Genomic DNA, 16,115 nt, shown 5'->3' on the forward strand with positions numbered 1-16,115 from the left:
ACCCACAGATTGACGAGGGCGGCGACCAGGAGCATCACGCCGAGGAACGCCTTGAACCAGTCCGGGTTCCAGTTGGCGTACACGATGCCCTGGGACACCATGCCGAAGATGAACGCACCGATCACCGGACCGACCGCCGAGCCGTAACCGCCGGTCAGCAGACAGCCGCCGATCACCGCCGCGATGATGTACAGGAACTCGTTGCCCACGCCCTCACCGGACTGCACCGTGTTGAACGAGAACAGCAGGTGCATCCCCACGAACCAGGCACCCGCGCCCACACCCATGAACAGGGCGATCTTCGTGAACTTGACCGGGACACCGACAGCGCGGGCGCTGTCCTGGCTGCCGCCGACCGCGAAGATCCAGTTGCCGAACTTGGTCCGCAGCAGGATCCACGTCGCGATGGCCGCGAACACCAGCCAGTACACGATCGTGATCTTGAAGTTCACGTCGCCGATACTGAACTCGGAGGCGAAGACCTTCTTGGCCTGGTCGAAGCCGTCCATGTCGGAGATCGAGTCGGACGCCACGTTGCCGGTGAAGATCTTCGTCACGGCGAGGTTGGCGCCCTGGAGGATCAGGAACGAGCCCAGGGTCACCAGGAAGCTCGGCAGCCCGGTCTTGATCAGCAGCCAGCCGTTGAACGCTCCCACCGCCAGCGACACGATGAGCGCGACGATCACGCCCGTCCACACGTTCATGGACAGCTGGAAGCTGAGGATCGCGGCGGTCAGCGCCGAGGTGGTGACCGCGACACCGGCGGAGAGGTCGAACTCCCCGCCGATCATCAACAGGGCCACCGGCAGGGCCATGATGCCCATGACGGAGGCCTGGTACAGCACGGTCGCGAGGGCGCTGGTCTCCCGGAAGGAGGGAGCCACCGCGAAGAAGAACACATACACACCGATGGCGGCGATGAGCGCGCCTACCTCGGGGCGGGCCAGCAGCCTGCGCCCCAGGGACCGCTGGTTGGTGCGGCCGTCCTTCTGTGTGGCCGGCGGAGCCGGCGGCGAGGAACTCGCCGCCGGTGCCGTTGTCTGACTCATGGTCATCACCGAGTGCCCTTCGCGGCGAACGCGGCGATCTCCTTGACGTTGGACTTGTCGACGAACGCAGGACCGGTCAGCACGGGCTGCTCGCCACCACCGCTGTAGTTGCCGTTGTTCTTGAACAGCCACAGACCGTCGACCGCCAAGTAGCCCTGGAGGTACGGCTGCTGGTCGACCGCGAACTGGACGTCGCCCTTCGTGATGGCGTCGGTCATTTCCTTGTTGAGGTCGAAGGTCGCCACCTTGGCCTTGCTGCCGGCGTCACTCACCGACTGCACCGCAGTCAGCGCGTAGCTGGCGCCGAGCGTGACCACGTAGTCAATCGCCTTGTCCTGGTTGAGCTTTGCGGTGATCGTCGACTTCACGGACGGCATGTCGGTGCCGTTGACGTTGAGGACCTCCACCGTGCCGGTGAAGGTCTTCTTCACACCGTCACAACGCTGCGTGAGACCGACGTTGCCCTGCTCCTGGATCACACAGACGGCCTTCTTGGAGCCGAGTTCGTTCAGCTTCTTGCCGAACGCCTCGCCCGCGACGGTCTCGTCCTGGCCGAAGAACTGCTGGAGACCCAGCGTCTTCCAGTCGCTCAGACCGGAGTTGAGGCCGACCACGGGGATGCCCGCGGCCGTCGCCTTGGCCACGGCGTCCTTCATGGCGTCCGGCTTCGCCAGCGTGATGGCGATGCCGTCGACCTTCTGGGCAATCGCGTTCTCGACGAGGTTGGCCTGGTTGCCCGCGTTCGGGTCGGCCGAGTAGATGAGCTTGACGTTGTCCTTGTCCGCGGCGGCCTGGGCGCCCTTGCGGACGATGTCCCAGAAGGTGTCACCAGGCGCCTGGTGGGTGACCAGGGCGACGGTCATCTGGGGGGTGGTGGCCTTGCCCGCAGAGGCGTCGGTGCCGCCCTCCTCCGAGTCCTTGCCGCCGGAACTGCTGGAGCAGCCCGCAAGGACCAGGGCCGCTGCCGCGGCAGCGGCAACAACGGGGGCGATTCTGCGGGAGCGAGAAGAGCGGTCCATCTTTCCTGCACCTCACTGTGCGACCGGGGAGAGGGTGGGGATCTTAGCGATCCCGGGCCCGGGTCCCGGAGGTCCGGGCCGTGTGCCGCGAACACGGCAGTCGTGTTGGGACCGAATCCAAATGCTTGGAACTGTCCGCTGTCAATACTTTGTTAAGACATCATTTCACAAGCAGGTCAGAATGTAAGAACAAACCCTTGACAGCGTCGCCCTCCGAGTCCTACACCTGGGAGACGACAGGCCCCTCGGGACCCGCATCCTCCGCAGCTCGAAGGAGCATCGCATGACCGAGTCAGCCCCGCCCTTCGACCTGGTCACCATGGGCCGCATCGGAGTTGATCTCTATCCGCTGCAGTCCGGTGTACCGCTGACCCTAGTGCAGACGTTCGGAAAATTTCTCGGTGGGTCCGCCGCCAACGTCGCGGTCGCGGCGGCCCGTCTGGGCCGTTCCTCGGCCGTCGTGACCCGTACCGGAACCGACCCTTTCGGCGACTATCTGCACCAAGCGCTCAAGGAATTCGGGGTCGACGACCGCTGGGTGACGCCCGTGGAGGGCCTGCAGACTCCGGTCACATTCTGCGAACTTTTTCCGCCGGACGACTTCCCGCTGTACTTCTACCGTCGGCCGACCGCCCCTGACCTGCAGATACGCACCGAGGAGCTGGATTTCTTCGGAATCCGGGCGGCCCGCGTCTTCTGGATCACCGGCACCGGCCTGAGCGAGGAACCGAGCCGCTCGGCCACACTCGCCGCCCTGAAGGCCCGCGACCGGTCGGGCACCACGGTGTTCGACCTGGACTGGCGGCCGATGTTCTGGCGGGACCCCGAGGAAGCCCGCCCGTACTACGCCGAGGCCCTGCGCCACGCGACCGTGGCGGTCGGCAACCTCGACGAGTGCGAGATCGCCACCGGCGTACGCGAACCACACGCCTGCGCCGAGGAGTTGCTCGCCGCCGGGGTCGAGCTGGCCGTCGTCAAGCAGGGCCCCAAGGGCGTGCTGGCGGTGCACCGCGACGGCACCACGGCCGAGGTCCCGCCGGTGCCCGTCGAGGTGGTCAACGGCCTGGGCGCGGGCGACGCGTTCGGCGGCGCGCTGTGCCACGGGCTGCTGTCCGGCTGGGAGCTGGAGCGGACCATGCGGTACGCCAACGCGGCCGGCGCCCTCGTCGCCTCCCGCCTCGCCTGCTCGTCCGCGATGCCCACCGAGTCCGAGGTCGACGGCCTCCTCGCGAGCGGATCGCGCCGATGAAGCCGCCCCGGCCACCGAAACAGCTGAAACCTGTGCACCCCCTGCAGCCTGTGAACGAGCACGGGACGGCGGCGACCCCGGCGATCCCGACTATTCCGGGGACGGCCGATCGGGCGCCCCTGACCCCCGAACGGAGCCTGTCTTGACCATCAGCATCGCCGATCTCGCCACGCTGAGAGCCCGGCACCCGGAGGCCGTCGCGGAGGCCGCCGCCCGCCGGGTCCGGCGACCCCTGATCGGCGACAGCGGGCGACTCATGATCGTGGCCGCGGACCATCCGGCGCGTGGCGCCCTGGGCGTCGGCGACCACCGGCTCGCCATGGCCAACCGCGCCGACCTGCTGGAACGCCTGTGCGTGGCACTGTCCCGGCCCGGTGTGGACGGGGTGCTGGCCACCGCCGACATCCTGGACGACCTGCTGCTGCTCGGCGTGCTCGACGACAAGGTTGTCATGGGGTCGATGAACCGCGGCGGGCTGGCCGGCGCGGTCTTCGAGATGGACGACCGCTTCACCGGCCACCGCGCCCAGGACATCGCCCGGCTGCGCTTCGACGCGGGCAAGCTGCTGCTGCGCATCAACTACGACGACCCGGGCTCGCTCACCACCCTGGAGTCCACCGCCCGGGCCGTGGACGACATGGCGGCGCTCCGACTGCCGCTGTTCGTCGAGCCGTTCATCTCGCACCGGGTCGACGGCCGGGTACGCAGCGATCTGTCCGCCGAGGCGGTCACCCGCTCGATCGCCATAGCGTCGGGGCTCGGCGGCACCTCCGCCTACACCTGGCTGAAACTCCCCGTCACGCACGACCCGGACGACATGGCCGAGGTACTGGAGACGTCGACGCTGCCCGCCGTGCTGCTGGGCGGCGAGGTCGGCGACGACCAGGAGGGCGCGTACGAGAAGTGGCGCAAGGCGCTGCGGCTGCCGACCGTGCAGGGCCTGGTCGTGGGCAGGTCGCTGCTCTACCCGTCTTCGGGCAGTGTGGAGACGGCCGTGGACACGGCGGTGGGGCTGCTGTGAACCGAGTCAACGGCAGGCTCGCCGTGAACCGTGGCCGCGAAGGCGTGGCTGTGAACCGCGACCGCGCTGGCGTGGCCGTGAACCGAGGCAACGAAGGCAAGGCCGTGAACAGGGTCAACACGGGACCCGCTGTGAACGCGGCCGAAACGGAATCCGCCGTGAACCGAAGCGACACGGATCCCGCTGTGAACACGGGTGACACCAGATCCGCCGTGAACAGGAGTGACAGACCATGACCACCGCCTACCACCTCCCGGCAGGCAAGGCCCTCGGCGGCCCGTACGTCGTCGACGTCAACCCCGAGAAGGCCGGCTGGGGCTACTCCAGCCTCCGGGTGCTGGAGCTGCCCCCGGGCGGCTCACACACCTTCTCCACCGGCGACGGCGAGTGGATCGTGCTCTCCCTGAGCGGTTCCTGCACCGTCGACGCGACGGACGATTTCGGCCACTCCACCTTCGAGGTGCACGGTCGCGACAGCGTGTTCAGCGGCGTCAGCGACTTCGTGTACGTGCCACGCGACGCCCGTGCGACCATCACCTCCCCCGCAGGCGGGCGCTTCGCCCTCACCGGCGCCCGCTGCACGCGGCGGCTGCCTGCGCGCTACGGGCCCGCCTCCTCCGTCCCGGTGGAGCTGCGCGGCACCGGGAACTCCTCCCGGCAGGTCAACAACTTCGGCGCGGCGGGCGTCTTCGAGTGCGACAAGCTGATCGCCGTCGAGGTGATCACACCCGGCGGGAACTGGTCGTCCTTCCCGCCGCACAAGCACGACGAGCACCGGCCCGGCGAGGAGTCCGTCCTTGAGGAGATCTACTACTTCGAGTTCGCGGACCACAAGGGCACACCCGGCCTCGGCTACCAGCGCGTCTCCCCGTCCGGCCAGGGCCGGAACACGGACGTGCTGGCCGAGGTGCGCGGCGGGGACGTCGTCCTCATCCCCGACGGCTGGCACGGGCCGTCCATGGCCGTGCCCGGCCACCACATGTACTACCTGAACGTCATGGCGGGCCCCGAGGCCGACCGTGCCTGGCTGATCTGCGACCACCCCGATCACGCCTGGGTCCGCTCCACCTGGCCCGAACAGCCCGTCGACCCCCGCCTTCCCCTCTACACGGCCCCGGAGAAGTCCTGATGAGCACCACCCCTACCCGCCGTCTGACCGTCGCCCAGGCGCTGGTGCGGTTCCTGTCCGTCCAGTACACGGAGCGTGACGGCGTACGCCACCGGCTCATCGCCGGAACGTGGGGCATTTTCGGCCACGGCAATGTGGCGGGCCTCGGTCAGGCGCTGCTGGAGGCCGGTGAGGACGCGATGCCGTTCCACCAGGGCCGCAACGAGCAGGCGATGGTCCACGCGGCCGTCGGCTACGCCCGCCAGCTGAACCGCCTCTCGACGCAGGCCGTCACCACCTCCATCGGCCCCGGCGCCACCAACCTCGTCACCGGCGCCGCCCTCGCGACCATCAACCGCCTCCCGGTGCTCCTGCTCCCCGGCGACTACTTCGCGACGCGCAGCGCGGACCCGCTGCTCCAGCAGTTGGAGCACCCGGTCGAGGCGGACCTGTCCGTCAACGACACCCTGCGCCCGGTCTCCCGCTACTTCGACCGGGTGACACGCCCGGAGGCGCTGATCCCGTCCGCGCTGAACGCCGTACGCGTCCTCACGGACCCGGTGGAGACCGGTGCCGTGACGCTCGCGCTGCCGCAGGACGTACAGGCGGAGGCGTACGACTGGCCGGAGGAGTTCTTCGCCGAGCGCGTCTGGCACGTCCGGCGTCCCGCGCCCGACCCGTACGAGCTGACCGAGGCGGTTCAGGCGATCCGGGCCGCCCAGCGTCCGCTGATCGTCGCGGGCGGCGGGATCCACCACAGCCAGGCCGAGGACGCGCTGAAGGCACTGGTGGACGCCACCGGCATCCCCGTGGCCTCCACGCAGGCCGGCAAGGGCTCCCTGCGCTACGACCACCCCGCCGACCTGGGCGGCATCGGCCACACCGGCACCGCCGTCAGCGACGACCTGGCCCGCACCGCCGACCTGATCATCGGCGTCGGCACGCGCTACACGGACTTCACGACCGCCTCGAACACCCTGTTCCAGGACCCGGCCGTACGGTTCCTCAACCTCAACATCACCGCCTTCGACGCCCACAAGCTGGCGGCGCGGACGCTGGTCTGCGACGCGCGCGCCGGGCTCACAGCGTTGACCGCGGCATTGTCCGATCACCGTGTGAACTCGGCTTACGAGGCTGAGTACCGTGCCGGCAAGGACCGCTGGGAGCAGGTTGTCGACACCGCTTTCAGCGCCGACGACAACGCCGTGCCCACCCAGACGCAGGTGCTGGGCGCCCTGGACGCGGTCGTCGGTGACGACGACGTCATCATCAACGCGGCCGGTTCGCTCCCCGGTGACCTGCACAAGCTGTGGCGGGCCCGCAGCCCCCGCCAGTACCACCTGGAGTACGGCTTCTCCTGCATGGGCTACGAGATCCCCGCCGGGATCGGTGTTCAGCAGGCCGCTCCGGACACCCCGGTCTGGTCGCTGGTCGGTGACGGCACCTATCTGATGATGCCGACGGAGATCGTCACCGCCGTCCAGGAGGGCCTGCCGGTCAATCTGGTCCTCATCCAGAACCACGGGTACGCCTCCATCGGCGGCCTCTCCGAGTCGGTCGGCGGCGAGCGCTTCGGCACGCCCTACCGCTTCCGGGCCGCCGACGGCACCTTCACCGGCGCCCCGCTGCCGGTCGACCTCGCGGCCAACGCGGCCAGCCTCGGCATGGACGTCCTGCGCGCCAAGACCGTCGGCGAGCTGCGTGCGGCCCTGGCGACGGCCCGCGAGTCGGACCGGCCGACCTGTGTGTACGTCGAGACGGACCCGGCGCCGACCGCTCCCCCGGCGGAGGCCTGGTGGGACGTACCGGTCGCCGAGACGGCCGTCCGCGAGGCAGCCGTACAGGCGCGTGTCACATACGACCGCCAGGTCGCCGACCGCCGCCGGCACCTCTGACCCACCGGCCCCTCTCCCCCTGGAGGGGCCGTACCCCCTGAAAGGCCCGCACCATGAAGACCATCACCCACTGGATCGACGGCAAGCCCGTCGAGAGCACGTCCGGCCGTTTCGGTGCCGTATACAACCCGGCCACCGGAGCGCAGGAGAAGCAGGTCGCCTTCGCGTCGGTGGACGAGGTGGACGCCGCGGTCGCCTCCGCGAAGGCCGCGTACGAGACGTGGGGCGCGGCCTCGCTCGCCAAGCGGACGTCGGTGCTGTTCAAGTACCGGGAGCTGCTGGACGCGCATCGCGACGAGATCGCGGCGCTGATCACCGCCGAGCACGGCAAGGTGCACAGCGACGCGCTCGGCGAGGTGGCGCGCGGGATGGAGATCGTCGAGCTGGCCTGCGGGATCAGTGTGCAGTTGAAGGGCGAGCTGTCGACGGAGGTGGCGACCCGGGTCGATGTCTCGTCGATCCGCCAGCCGTTGGGGGTCGTCGCGGGCATCACGCCGTTCAACTTCCCCGCCATGGTGCCGATGTGGATGTTCCCGCTGGCGATCGCGTGCGGCAACACCTTCGTGCTGAAGCCGTCCGAGAAGGACCCGTCGGCCTCGTACCGGCTGGCCGAACTGGCCTCCGAGGCGGGCCTTCCGGACGGTGTGCTGAACATCGTGCAGGGCGACAAGGTGGCGGTGGACCGCATCCTGGAGCACCCGGACGTCGAAGCGGTGTCGTTCGTCGGCTCGACGCCGATCGCAAAGTACATCCAGTTCAAGGCAGTTGAGCACGGCAAGCGCGTGCAGGCCCTGGGCGGCGCCAAGAACCACATGCTGGTCCTGCCGGACGCCGATCTGGACTACGCCGCCGACCAGGCGATCAACGCGGCCTACGGTTCGGCGGGCGAGCGCTGTATGGCGGTGTCGGTCGTGGTCGCGGTCGGTGACACGGGCGACGAGCTGGTCGGCCGGATCGCCGAGCGCGCGAAGAGCCTGCGCATCGGCCCCGGCACCGACCCCGAGTCGGAGATGGGCCCGCTGATCACGCGCGAGCACCGCGACAAGGTGGCGTCGTACGTGGCGAGTGCGGCGGCGCAGGGCGCGGAAGTCGTGGTGGACGGCACCGGATACACGGTGGCGGGCCACGAGGACGGCTTCTTCCTCGGCGTATCGCTGCTGGACAAGGTGCCGGTGACGGCGGACGCGTACCGTGACGAGATCTTCGGTCCGGTGCTGTGCGTGGTGCGCACGGAGACGTACGACGAGGCCATCGCGCTGATCAACGGCTCGCGTTGGGGCAACGGTACGGCGATCTTCACCCGGGACGGCGGCGCCGCCCGCCGCTTCCAGCTGGAGGTGAAGGCGGGCATGGTCGGTGTGAACGTGCCGATCCCGGTGCCGGTCGGCTACCACTCCTTCGGTGGCTGGAAGGATTCCCTCTTCGGCGATCTGCACATCTACGGCAACGACGGCATCGCCTTCTACACCCAGGGGAAGGTCATCACCACGCGCTGGCCCGATCCGTCCGACGGCGGTATCAACCTCGGTTTCCCCAGCCACTCCTGACGCAGCATCACTATCTGACGCATCGTCATTACCTGAAGGGAGGTGCCCCGGTGGCGACACCCGGTGATCGTGCCCGTGCGGTGTCCGGCTCCCCGCTCGACACCCTGGACTTCACGCTGGACCGCTCCAGCCCGGTCCCGCTCTACTACCAGCTGGCTCAGCAGCTGGAGGCGGCGATCGAGCACGGAGTCCTGGCGCCGGGCAATCTCCTGGGCAACGAGATCGACCTGTCGGTCCGGCTCGGCCTGTCCAGACCCACGGTCCGCCAGGCGATCCAGTCCTTGGTGGACAAGGGCCTGCTGGTACGCCGTAGAGGCGTCGGTACGCAGGTCGTGCACAGCCAGGTCAAGCGCCCGCTCGAACTGAGCAGCCTGTACGACGACTTGGAGGCGGCCGGACAGGGGCCGACCACGCAGGTCCTGCGCAACGAGGGGCAGCCGGCGTCCGCCGAGATCGCCGCCGCCCTCGGGGTGAAGGAGGGCAGCGAGGTCGTCGTGCTGGAGCGGCTGCGCTGCACGCACGGCGAGCCGGTGGCGTTCCTCGTCAACTACCTGCCCTCGGGGCTCCTCGAACTCGACGCCGCCCGGCTGGAGTCGACGGGCCTGTACCGGATGCTGCGCGGCGCGGGCATCACCCTGCACAGCGCCCGGCAGACCGTCGGTGCCCGCTCGGCCACCGAGGCGGAGGCCAAACGCCTGGAGGAACCGGAGGGCGCCGCCCTGCTCACCATGCAGCGCACGGCGTACGACGACACCGGACGGGCCGTGGAGTACGGCACTCACATCTACCGGGCGTCGCGTTACGCCTTCGACTTCCAGCTGCTGATGCGACCCTGAGTCCCGTCCCGGCTGTCCTCGTCGTCCTCCTCCGTGAGCTGCGCGAAATCGGTGACGACGGGGGCGAGTTGGCCCGTTGCCCACAGGGGCAGCTGGTCGCGGTGGTGTGCATTCCCGGCGACGCCGTTCGCGCCCAGCGGGACGATCCAGAGGCTGTTGTCACGGTCGGCGAGGTCCCAGACGTACCGGGCGGAGGGGCCGCGTGAGCTGAGGTCGGTGAGGCCAGGAACGCTGGAGGTGGCGAGGACACAGTCGTGGTCGCCGCCGAGTCCGGGCCACGGCTCCTCGTCGCCGCTGGCGGGGAGAGCCCTCAGCGGGGCGAGGCGGTGCAGTTCGCCCCAGGTCACCGGGCCGGCTTCGGCAGTCTCCTCCAGCACGTCGGCGACGATGCCCGGGAGGTCGAGGTCGGGCAGCAGGTCCGTGGACAGGAGGTTTTCCAGCGCGAACGCGACCTTGCCGGTGAGGTTCAGCCAGGGCTCGAACACCGCCGGATAGGGCAGCGGCCCGGTGAGGCTCTTCAGCTGCGGGGCGGCGGCGATCCGGCGTACGACGGCCGAGCGCAGGCGCGCGTAGTCGGCCGCGGCCGTGCTGTCGGCGTCCATCCGGCGGTCCCAGGCGAGGAGGCGCTTGCGCAGGCCTGCGGCGGCGGGGGTGCGGGGGTCCGTTTCCGCGACTCGGTCCAACAGGGGTGCGGCCGAGGGGAGTTGGGTGTCCATGTGGACGGTCGTCATCTCCGGGGCCGTCCAGTCGTGGGAGCGGCGGAGCAGTTCGGTGATGCGGTCGGCGCGGTGGGGCGGGGCGAACTCCGTGCCGAGGGGCGTGGCGATGCCCCGGGCGTTGGCCATGACGGCGAGGTCGTCGACCTCGGCGCGCGGGGTGTCGTGGCGGCCCCGCCAGTCGTGGCCCGGCTGCCAAGCGGGGACGACCCGGAGCGTGTTGTAGCGGTGGCGGACCGGGACGTACCCGGCGACCCGGTGCAGCAGTCCGCCCTCCGTGTCGGCGGCATGGACGACGTTCACGGGCTCGATCCAGCGGTCGAACGCCCGGTCGACGTCGGCGACGGTACGGGCGTGCAGCAGGGCCGGGAGCGCGGCGAAGCCGAGGTCGGCGGTGACGCGGGGCGGGTAGCGCAGGCTGATGACGGTCGCCTCGCCGCCCGCGCCGTCGAGGTTCCGGGTGTCGCCGATGATGACCGGGCCGCGTTCCGTCTCGATCACGTCGACGTCGACCGGGTCGCCGCCCGCGACCTCGACGGCCTCCCGGTGCCGGTGGAGGACGGGTCGCCGGCCGTCGGGGCCCAGCGCCTCCACCTGGCCGTCCTCCGTGCCGCGCAGTCGCTCCTCGTACAGGTCGTGGTAGTCGGCCATGGCGTTGGTGATGGCCCAGGCGACCGTGCCGGTGTGGCCGAAGTGGGCAATGCCCGGGACGCCCGGTACGGCAAAGCCGACGACGTCGAACTCCGGGCAGGACAGGTGCAGTTGCTGATAGAAGCCGGGGTTCTGGAGGGGCCGGTGCGGGTCGCCCGCGATGATCGGGGCGCCGTGTGCGGTGCGGTGTCCGGGGACGAGCCAGCCGTTGGAGCCGGCGGTGCCCGGGCCGTCCGTGGCGAAGAGTTCGAGGGCGTGGTCGCCGAGGCGGCGGGCGACCTCCTCGCGCCACAGTTTGGTCGGGAAGCCCGCGAACAGGATGTGGTGGGCGAGCCAGACTCCGAGGGGTGTCCACGGCTGCCAGGGCGTCGGGGCGAGCCCGGTCGCCGCGAACTCCGGTGCGGCGGCGGCCCCTTGCTCCAGACCGGCATTGACCCCGTCGACGTACGCCGTGACCCAGGCGGCGGTGGCGGGGTCGAGGGCGTCGAAGCAGCGGCGGGCGGTGTCGTCGAGGCGGGCCCGGCGGGCGAGGAGGTCCCAGGAGAGGGAGGGGGCGCCGAGGAAGGCGGCTGCGGTGCCCTGGGAGCGGTGGCGTTCGACCTCGATCTGCCAGGCGCGGTCTCGGGCGGCGTTCCGGCCCTGCGCGTAGGCGAGTTGGAGGGGGTCGGCGGCACGGAGGTGCGGGATGCCCCAGGCATCGCGGTAGGTACGGCTCTTGCTCGGCACTGGCTGCGCTCCCTGCACTCTGGGCATCCTGTCGACTGGATACCCCTTAACACCGACACGGAAAGTTAGCTTAGGCTAAGCTAACTTCACGGGAAGCGGCTCGTGTCATGCACGCCGTCAGGGGGAGGTACCACGCCATGGGCGCATCAGTCGTCGACTCCTATCCGATGCCCGACAGCTCCGCCGTACCGCGCTCGGCCCATCCGTGGGCGATCGATCCGGCACGCGCCGCCCTGCTCGTCCACGACATGCAGAATCCCTTCGTGCAGGCCTTCCCGGAGGGCGGCTCGCCCGTCGTGGAGCTGGTCGAGAACATCGCGACCCTGCGCGAGCTGGCCGGCACGCTGGGCATGCCCGTCGTCTTCAGCGCGGAGACCAACGCGGCCTCGATCGTCCCCCGGCTCGCTCCGCGCGTGGGCGAGCATCTGCTGCTGAACGTGCGCCACAACGCCTTCCTGCGCAGCCATCTCGGCCGACTGCTGCGCGAGGCGGGACGGGACCAGCTCATCCTGTGCGGGGTCCGCGCCCACCTCGGGATACTGCTGACGGCGGCGGACGCGTTCATGCACGACATCCAGCCGTTCATCGTCGCCGACGCGGTGGCCGACGACTGCGCGGAGGACCACACGATGGCCCTCAAGTGGGTGGCGCGCACGGGAGTCGTGTGCACCACCGACCAACTGCTGCGGGAGCTGCTGCACGGAAAGGCCGCCGCACAAGGGTTCTGACGATTCGTCAAAACCTCTGCGGTCATACGGCTGTTGGGATTCCGCTATCGGGAGCAGGGCCGTCCCGGATACTCCACGCTCTCCGGTACGCCCGCCGCGCGCATCCTGCGCAGCACCTCGCCCCGGATCGCCTCGTCGTCGATGTAGAGGGGGCAGTTGACGTCCCGGTCGAACACCAGGACTTCCCCGGCGGTCTCCCAGAGCACCCATCGGGGTGCGTGCGGCGAGTCCTGCCACAGATGGGTGTAGTCGCCGATGACGTCCGTCGTCGGAGCGCTCACAGCGTTCCCTCCTCGGTCTCCCGGCCGTCGACGAGTGTCGCCACGACCTCGATGTCCCCGATGCGCGAACTGTCGACGCTTCTGGGATCGTCTCCCAGAACGACGACATCGGCACGCCTGCCCGGCGTGAGGCTTCCCACGCTGTCCTCCCAGTGGCAGGCCCAGGCGCCGTCGACGGTGTACGCGCGCAGCGCCTCGTCGACGGTGATGCCCTCGTCCGGACCGATCAACTGCCCTGACAGCGAGGCCCGTTCGACCATGAACTGGATGGCCCGCAGCGGCGCCCCGTCCGTCACCGGCCGGTCGGAACTGCCCACCAGCCGGATACCGTGCTCCAGGAAGCCGCGCCCCCGGTACAGCCAGGGCGCCCGCTCCTCCCCCATGATCGACGCGTAGTCGTCGCCGAAGTACCGCAGGAAGTTGGGCTGTACGACGGCCGTCGCGCCGAGCGCCGCCAGCCGGGGCAGCTGATCGGGCCGGATCAGCCCGGCGTGCTCGATCCGGTGCCGGGCGCCCGGCCGTGGCCGCAGCCGCTGTGCCTCCTCCAGCGCGTCGATCGCGACGTCGGCCGCGCGGTCGCCGATGGCGTGCACCGCGAGCTGCCAGCCGGCGAGATGCCCGTCCACGATGGTCCGGGTGAGGAGTTCGGGGTCCTCCTGCAACTGCCCTGCGGTGTCGAGCCCTTGATAGGGGCTGCTGAGCGCGGCGGTACGGGCCATCATGCCGCCGTCGGTGTACACCTTCAGCGCGCCGACGGACAGCCAGTCGTCGCCGAGGCCCGTACGCAGCCCGAGGTCGATGGCGCGCGGGATGCCGTCGTCCTCGTGCGCGGTGACGGGGTGCAGCCGGTCGGCGGCCACCATCAGCTGGACCCGCAGGGGCAACAGGCCACGTTCCCGGGCGAGTTGGTAGGCGCCCAGCTCGACCGGGCTGTTGCCGAGCAGGGCGCCGCCGATGCCCGCCTCGGCGCACGCGGTGACCCCCTCGGCGAGACAGGCCCGGGCTGCCCGACCGATGGCCTCCGCCAACTCCTCCTGGGAGTGCGGGAGTCGGAGCGCGCGGGCCGCGCCCATGGCCCCTTCGGCGAGGAAGGCGCCCTCGTGCGGGACGAGGCCGGGCAGCAGATCCAGCACCGGGCTGCTGACCGCGCAGCCGTGTCCGGAGTCGTGCATCAGGAGCACCTTGCGGCCGGCGGCGGCCTTGTCCAGTTCGGCGAGGGTCAGATGCCTGCCGAGCCCGCGCTGGTCGTACCCCGCGACGTCCACCCAGCCACCGGGCGCCACCTGCGCCGCCGCCTCGGCCACGACCGCGAGCACGTCCTCGACCCGGTCGCACGGCGCCACCGTGGGCGTAGCCGCCTTGAACCCAGTCCAGGCCAGGTGCACATGGCTGTCGATGAACCCGGGCAGCACGGTCGCGCCCTGGAGGTCGATCACCCGCTCGGCGGGCAGCCCGGCCACCGCGTCGTCCAGGCCCACGATCCGGCCCCGCCAGATGCCCAGGTCGTGGGCGACGGGGTGGTCGGGGTCCATGGTGAGGATGCGGGCGTTGGTCAGTCGCGTGGTGAGCATGGGGTGTCAGTTCCTCGTCGAGGGTCCGGATCCGGGCTTCAGTCTCTCGGCTCCATGCGCTCCACAAGGCTCTTGGGCCGCATGTCCGTCCTGTTGGACTCGATGTGGTCCAGGCACTCCTGACGGGGAGCTGGGCCGTGGACGACGGTCCAGCCGGCCGGCACGTCGACGAAGTCCGGCCAAAGGCTGTGCTTGGCCCTCGTCGTTGACGAGCACGGAGTAGACGCCGTCGAGGTTCTCGAAGGGGTTCGTCATGGAGTGTTCCTCTCTCAGGGGCTACTGCGAATGGGGTGGGTTCAGGGGGATCGCCGATGGTCTCGGCCCGGTCCACCAGCGCCCCGAGTGCCCGGAACCAGCGTTCGGCGAGGTCCCGTACCGCTTCCTCGGGGGCGTACGACCAGTCGGTGGCCTCGGGGACACCGAAGCGGCCCATGTAGTTGAACTCGATCTGCGGGCGGCCGAGTTGGGCCAGCTCGGGGCAGCGGGGCGGTCAGGTGCTCCCGTACGCGGGCGAGCGCCGAGTCGAGCACGGGGCCGCCGGCGAGTGCGTCGCCGAGGTCCACGGTCCCGGTGTCCAGCCGCACCGGGGCGACCGTGCCTGACCAAAAGTTCCCAGCCCCGGCGGACCCCATTCCCACCACTACTATTAAGGTCTGCCTAACCTAAGGGAGTTACCGTTGGAGACCGCACGGTGACGCGGGGCAGAAGGGTTCGCCCCGTTCTTCTTGTGGCGGTGCTGGGCGCCGTCCTGCTCGGGCTGTGTCTTCTGTCACTCGCCCTCGGCGCGGCCAGTATTCCGCCCGATCAGGTGGTGCGGGCGCTGTTCGGTGACGCGCCCAGCCGGTTCGTCGACAACGTCATCTGGTCTGCGCGGGTACCTCGTACGACCCTCGGGCTGACGGCCGGAGCGGCGCTCGGCCTGTCGGGCGCGCTCATGCAGGCGCTGACCCGCAATCCGCTCGCGGACCCGGGAATCCTCGGGGTGAGCGCCGGTGCCTCGTTCGCGATCGTGCTGGCTGTCGGAGTGTTCGGATTCGGGTCGTTCTACGGGTACGTGTGGTTCGCGTTCGCGGGTGCGATGGCCGCCAGCGTCCTCGTGTACTTCCTGGGCAGGCTCGGGCGCTCCGGGCTCACCCCGGTCAAACTGGCGCTCTCCGGCATCGCGGTGACCTCCCTCCTCTCCTCCCTGACCAGCGCGATCGTGCTGACCGACGCCGACGCGCTCAACCGCTACCGCTTCTGGTCAGCGGGCTCGATGGCCGACCAGGACGGCGACACCGTCCTGCGGATCCTGCCCTTCCTCGCCGTGGGCGCGCTGCTGGCCTTCGCCTCCGCGCCCGCCCTCAACAGCATGGCCCTGGGCGACGACGTGGCGGCCTCGCTCGGCCGACGCCTCGGCCTGGTCCGGCTCCAGGGCGTCACGGCGGTCACGCTGCTGACCGGGGCGGCCGTCGCGGTCATCGGCCCGGTCGTCTTCATCGGGCTCGTCGTACCGCATGTCGCCCGGGTGCTGGCCCAGATGGCGGGGATCGGCCCCGACCAGCGCTGGCTGCTGCCGCTGTCCGCCGTACTCGCGCCGAGTCTGCTGCTCGCCGCGGACATCATCGGGCGCCTGATCGCCCGGCCCATCGAGGTCCAGGCCGGGGTGATCGTCGCCTTCATCGGCGGGCCGTTCTTCATCGCCCTGGTGCGGCGGCGGAAACTGGCGGAGGTGTGAG

13 protein-coding genes and 1 pseudogene are annotated in these 16,115 nt (G+C 70.2%); 8 read left to right on the forward strand and 6 right to left on the reverse strand.

What is annotated here, in order from left to right:
* Window positions 1–1,049 (reverse strand): ABC transporter permease (locus tag ACWCRB_RS08050; protein WP_450995226.1); only part of this gene is annotated, 1,049 nt, incomplete at its 3' end.
* A gap of 5 nt (window positions 1,050–1,054) precedes the next feature.
* Window positions 1,055–2,068 carry a sugar ABC transporter substrate-binding protein gene (locus tag ACWCRB_RS08055; protein WP_450995227.1) on the reverse strand — a complete coding sequence of 338 codons (1,014 nt, stop codon included), beginning with the start codon at window positions 2,066–2,068 and terminating at the stop codon, window positions 1,055–1,057.
* A 283-nt stretch (window positions 2,069–2,351) separates the two neighbouring features.
* On the opposite strand from ACWCRB_RS08055, the gene iolC reads away from it, so the two are divergent.
* The 6 genes from iolC (at window position 2,352) to ACWCRB_RS08085 (ending at window position 9,724) form a co-directional block, all read left to right on the forward strand.
* A complete protein-coding gene (gene iolC, locus ACWCRB_RS08060) occupies window positions 2,352–3,317 on the forward strand; it encodes a 5-dehydro-2-deoxygluconokinase (protein ID WP_450995228.1) in 966 nt (321 codons plus the stop codon).
* Between the two features lie 142 nt (window positions 3,318–3,459).
* The gene (locus ACWCRB_RS08065) at window positions 3,460–4,338 is read left to right on the forward strand and encodes a Cgl0159 family (beta/alpha)8-fold protein (protein WP_450995229.1); all 879 of its coding nucleotides are present in this window, start codon (window positions 3,460–3,462) and stop codon (window positions 4,336–4,338) included.
* A 232-nt stretch (window positions 4,339–4,570) separates the two neighbouring features.
* Window positions 4,571–5,467: a 5-deoxy-glucuronate isomerase gene (gene iolB, locus ACWCRB_RS08070; protein WP_450995230.1), complete on the forward strand. Its 897-nt coding sequence runs from the start codon at window positions 4,571–4,573 to the stop codon at window positions 5,465–5,467.
* Window positions 5,467–7,341 carry a 3D-(3,5/4)-trihydroxycyclohexane-1,2-dione acylhydrolase (decyclizing) gene (gene iolD, locus ACWCRB_RS08075; RefSeq protein ID WP_450995231.1) on the forward strand — a complete coding sequence of 625 codons (1,875 nt, stop codon included), beginning with the start codon at window positions 5,467–5,469 and terminating at the stop codon, window positions 7,339–7,341. The genes iolB and iolD overlap by 1 nt, the downstream gene beginning before the upstream one ends.
* Before the next feature lie 53 nt (window positions 7,342–7,394).
* Entirely contained in the window at window positions 7,395–8,888 is a 1,494-nt protein-coding gene (locus ACWCRB_RS08080; RefSeq protein WP_450995232.1) for a CoA-acylating methylmalonate-semialdehyde dehydrogenase, read from the forward strand.
* 50 nt (window positions 8,889–8,938) lie between these two features.
* Window positions 8,939–9,724 carry a GntR family transcriptional regulator gene (locus ACWCRB_RS08085; RefSeq protein WP_389350649.1) on the forward strand — a complete coding sequence of 262 codons (786 nt, stop codon included), beginning with the start codon at window positions 8,939–8,941 and terminating at the stop codon, window positions 9,722–9,724.
* Here the strand turns inward: ACWCRB_RS08085 and ACWCRB_RS08090 are convergent.
* Entirely contained in the window at window positions 9,688–11,817 is a 2,130-nt protein-coding gene (locus ACWCRB_RS08090) for a penicillin acylase family protein (protein WP_450995233.1), read from the reverse strand. The two genes, ACWCRB_RS08085 and ACWCRB_RS08090, sit on opposite strands and share 37 nt — an antisense overlap.
* A gap of 137 nt (window positions 11,818–11,954) precedes the next feature.
* Here ACWCRB_RS08090 and ACWCRB_RS08095 point away from each other — a divergent pair, with 137 nt between their 5' ends.
* A complete protein-coding gene (locus ACWCRB_RS08095; RefSeq protein WP_450995234.1) occupies window positions 11,955–12,545 on the forward strand; it encodes an isochorismatase family protein in 591 nt (196 codons plus the stop codon).
* A gap of 44 nt (window positions 12,546–12,589) precedes the next feature.
* On the opposite strand, the gene ACWCRB_RS08100 is transcribed toward ACWCRB_RS08095, so the two are convergent.
* From ACWCRB_RS08100 to ACWCRB_RS08110, 3 genes and pseudogenes are all read right to left on the reverse strand, one after another.
* Window positions 12,590–12,826 carry a hypothetical protein gene (locus ACWCRB_RS08100; RefSeq protein ID WP_450995235.1) on the reverse strand — a complete coding sequence of 79 codons (237 nt, stop codon included), beginning with the start codon at window positions 12,824–12,826 and terminating at the stop codon, window positions 12,590–12,592.
* Window positions 12,823–14,397, reverse strand: a complete 1,575-nt coding sequence (locus ACWCRB_RS08105; protein WP_450995236.1) for an amidohydrolase — start codon at window positions 14,395–14,397, stop codon at window positions 12,823–12,825. The genes ACWCRB_RS08100 and ACWCRB_RS08105 overlap by 4 nt, the downstream gene beginning before the upstream one ends.
* 38 nt (window positions 14,398–14,435) lie before the next feature.
* A pseudogene (locus tag ACWCRB_RS08110) lies at window positions 14,436–14,652 on the reverse strand (MbtH family protein).
* Between the two features lie 436 nt (window positions 14,653–15,088).
* Here ACWCRB_RS08110 and ACWCRB_RS08115 point away from each other — a divergent pair.
* Window positions 15,089–16,114 (forward strand): FecCD family ABC transporter permease, encoded by a 1,026-nt coding sequence (locus ACWCRB_RS08115; protein WP_450995237.1) that lies wholly within the window; start codon window positions 15,089–15,091, stop codon window positions 16,112–16,114.
* Window position 16,115 lies beyond the last annotated feature (1 nt).

Source organism: Streptomyces sp. NPDC002156 (assembly GCF_053593675.1).